The sequence below is a fragment of the Bartonella melophagi K-2C genome (assembly GCF_000278255.1).
Taxonomy (GTDB): Bacteria; Pseudomonadota; Alphaproteobacteria; order Rhizobiales; family Rhizobiaceae; genus Bartonella; species Bartonella melophagi.
The window spans coordinates 1-2,870 of the sequence record NZ_JH725089.1 but is presented as its reverse complement, the minus strand read 5'-3'; the positions used below and the strand labels follow the sequence as shown (position 1 = coordinate 2,870).

Below are 2,870 nucleotides of genomic sequence, written 5' to 3'. Positions count from 1 at the left end.
CCTCCAAACCTCTCTATCCAATTATCAAATTTTAAATCATGCAATTCTTCTTTTAGTGAACGAGCTCTTTTTTGATTAGAATATTGTCTTGAAAGCTCATCTGCACTATCCTCACAAGGTACTGCCTCTGTATATTCTTCTATTGATTTACCCGCATTCTCTATTCTTTTGTTACGACTTACCAATCTGTAAAGTCGTCTATAAATTGCTTTTAACATTTCCTTTGCTTTCATAAGCTTGCTTCTATTCAACACGGCAAATTATCCTGTTGATGTTCATTAATTACGGAACTATCGGAAAATGTAGATGTTGGAGATAATGTGAAATCACAGAATGGTGAGTTATATGAAAATGACAAAAAATCTTCCGCTTTAATTGGCACACCAATTCTCTTGGCTTCATGCAAAAGAGGTGGAATATGCTTTATTGGAATTCTTCCACCAGTCCCACCTTTTGATACAGGACGAAGCCAAACATATACACGTGTTCTATGAACCCCAAGCAACTGAGATACTCTACGAACACCACCCAATAAATTTATTATTTCGTAAAATTGTTTCATAATTTATACTGTAGCTTATTTCGGTACAAAATCAATAGAAAATGTAATGAAAATCACAAAAGATTTTTTTTCTAACAAAGATATAATGAAAGCTATGAATAGCATTATGAAAATTTGGCTAAGTGAAGCCTTGCAAGAATCTGGATTATCTCAATCATCGCTTGCTAGACAACTGAGTGAGAAGATGCAGCGCCCTATTTATCGTTCTGCAGTCAATAAAATGCTAACAGGAGAACGGGGAATAAGTATGCAAGAGGGTATAGCAATTGAAGAAATCACAAAATATCCTCTTCCGCGAAAGAAGACTATACCCTTAATGGGCTACGTGGGAGCAGGTTCAGAAGTTACTCCCTATGAAGATGGTTGGCTTGAAGAAGTGGAAATACCTCCATACATCACAAAAGATACATACGCAGTAAAAGTTGAGGGCGACTCAATGGAACCATTCATTGAGGATAAATCTATTTTGTTTTACTCACAAAACATGTCTCCAAATTTACTTCTTAACAAAAAAGCAATTGTCTACACGCAAGATGAACGTTGTTTTGTAAAGATAGTGAAGCAAGGCAGTAAACCAGGTTTATTTAATTTAGAAAGTTTAAATAGACTGTATCCAGAAATAAAAGATATCCAATTAATGTGGGCTGCGCCTATAGATTGGATAAAACCACCAAGACTTTAAAATAGTAAAATGAGTATAGTTTTCCGTTCTTACGATATATCTGTTAATGCAAAAACTGTTATAGTAGAAGATATAGAGGCTCTTTTTCAGGAAGCCACAACTACTTATCAAATGGACGATAAATGCATTACCTTAACGATAAAAGAATTCTATCGAGATGCTTATTGGGTTTCTGCTTTAGTGGGAAATAAGGATCCCTATAATAATCAAGTTATTGATACTAACACAGATAAACTTGAAAAAGTCACCAATCCGCGTACTAAAACACTAGTTGAGCAAAACAAACAATTTTTTGGATTTTTTCTTCCTAAAATATCTACTTTTTATGCCTCAAATAAAAAGCTCAATAATCTTTTAGTTTCTTATTACAAAGAACATTTTCCCCAAAAAAAGGTTATTTTTAAACCTACTTTTCTTGATAGTGAAAAATTTGCTGAAAAACTTAAAATAGTAAAAAAAATTGAAATGTCTATAAATCATGATCCACACAAAAATCCAGATTTAGTATTTCCATCTAAAGAAGTATTCGATATTTACGAAGCTATAAGCGAACCATTTCCTCGTAATGATATCATCAAAATAGGTTTATCTGTTGACTTAAAAGTTCAAAATCGCAATTGGATACGAAATTTTTTTAATAACTTTCTTAAAAACAACAAAGTAGAAAACCTACGTTGTACAGGTAAAACACAAGACAATTTCGATACAGTTTTTAATACTGAAGAATTTCAGCAACAAGTGGCTGTTGCTGTGGAAAAGGATGAGAATGGTCTCTATAAAGAAGATTCGATACAAAAACAAATAGTATCGCAAATAACTAAGTTATAAGAAGTGTACACTATTTAACCTAAGTAATTTTACAAGATTATTTATAAAGCTATATATTTGAAAGATAATATTAGACACGAAAATTAGAAAGAAGTACCATAACAAGACATCCCAATAAAAATGAAACTCCCACTTTGAATCCCAAGAGAAAAAAGGCAAAACAACCTCTTGTTTAAGATTACTTGGGAAAAGTAACAACAAAGACGCTATAATAAACAAATGTAAAAAACTATACAAATATTTGAGCAAATAATCTGTTACAATATTCAAATCTGTTGTTTTTTCATATTGATGTTTAGGGTTGTGATACAATTCTGAAGCAAGTCGGGAGTTAAAGAAGGCTGTCATGAAAGTCACTGTTATCCCAAAAGCAATAGATGAAAACATTAAAATAGCTTGAATAAATTCAGTATTTTTTTCTATTTGCAAAAACTGCAACACCACAAATCCTACGCTGTATATTGCTACAGTTCTAATTTTTTTGAACATATCCCCTCCTTTTTTAGTGATTACGGCTTTAACTTTCCGAGCTATTTTGTATTTTTATGCAAAATATTTCCGAAATCATTACATTTTTATTGACATGTGTTTCTAAATTCGCTACATACTTAGCATATAAACCACAAAGAAGCACAAATTAATTATATCATAAAAGGTATAAGAAAACTAGCTGATCTGGTTTTGTTAGCAATGTAAATTCAACTACGAACAAGGAATAGAGGGGATGGAAAATGAATGAACAGTTTTTTGTGAATGCTGATGAGATTTTGTTGCTTGTATGCAGTGGTGATTATCATC

At 32.0% G+C, this 2,870-nt stretch carries 5 protein-coding genes; 2 read left to right on the top strand and 3 right to left on the bottom strand.

The annotated features are described in order from the left end of the window. Together ME3_RS07085 and ME3_RS06605 are read right to left on the bottom strand one after the other, a co-directional pair. A partial coding sequence (locus tag ME3_RS07085; protein ID WP_039952751.1) for a hypothetical protein occupies window positions 1–233 on the bottom strand: 233 nt, incomplete at its 3' end. 14 nt (window positions 234–247) lie between these two features. After that, a complete protein-coding gene (locus ME3_RS06605) occupies window positions 248–562 on the bottom strand; it encodes a helix-turn-helix domain-containing protein (RefSeq protein ID WP_007478140.1) in 315 nt (104 codons plus the stop codon). 46 nt (window positions 563–608) lie between these two features. Between ME3_RS06605 and ME3_RS06600 the strand changes: the two genes are divergently transcribed. Together ME3_RS06600 and ME3_RS06595 are read left to right on the top strand one after the other, a co-directional pair. Further along, a complete protein-coding gene (locus ME3_RS06600; protein WP_007478139.1) occupies window positions 609–1,244 on the top strand; it encodes a S24 family peptidase in 636 nt (211 codons plus the stop codon). A 9-nt stretch (window positions 1,245–1,253) separates the two neighbouring features. Beyond that, window positions 1,254–2,072: a hypothetical protein gene (locus ME3_RS06595; protein ID WP_007478138.1), complete on the top strand. Its 819-nt coding sequence runs from the start codon at window positions 1,254–1,256 to the stop codon at window positions 2,070–2,072. Here the strand turns inward: ME3_RS06595 and ME3_RS06590 are convergent. Next, complete coding sequence (locus tag ME3_RS06590; RefSeq protein ID WP_007478137.1) at window positions 2,067–2,561, bottom strand: hypothetical protein; 495 nt, start codon at window positions 2,559–2,561, stop codon at window positions 2,067–2,069. The two genes, ME3_RS06595 and ME3_RS06590, sit on opposite strands and share 6 nt — an antisense overlap. Between the last annotated feature and the right edge of the window lie 309 nt (window positions 2,562–2,870).